The sequence below is a fragment of the Brevibacillus sp. LEMMJ03 genome, from assembly GCF_007197875.1.
In the GTDB taxonomy this organism is placed as follows: domain Bacteria; phylum Bacillota; class Bacilli; order Brevibacillales; family Brevibacillaceae; genus Brevibacillus; species Brevibacillus thermoruber.
This window is the reverse complement of the sequence record NZ_VKJN01000127.1, coordinates 1-278: the sequence shown is the minus strand read 5'-3', so window position 1 is coordinate 278 and position 278 is coordinate 1. Positions and strand designations below refer to the sequence as shown.

Below are 278 nucleotides of genomic sequence, written 5' to 3'. Positions count from 1 at the left end.
CCTGCCAGGGGACCGCGTAATAGAACGACTTTTCCATACGATCACGCTCCTATGAGCGGAGCATACCACGATACAAGTGAGGAGGAAAGACAGTGAACGGAATAAGATTCAGGTACAAGAAGTCACCGACTTGGACATCGTGTTTGGTGGCCGGGCAATGGAGTTGCTGCCGCCATACAACGAAATCCCCGAAGAAGTCAGGTGTCAACTGCAAATGAAAATTCCCCATTATCTGCACTTGAATTTTCCCCATAATAGGCAATAGGTTTGTTTGAATA

General features: G+C 47.1%; 1 protein-coding gene. It reads right to left on the bottom strand.

What is annotated here, in order from left to right; translation table 11 throughout:
- Positions 1-49: 49 nt before the first annotated feature.
- Positions 50-278: hypothetical protein (locus FOI68_RS23840; RefSeq protein ID WP_221935144.1), on the bottom strand; the 229-nt coding region annotated here is incomplete at its 5' end.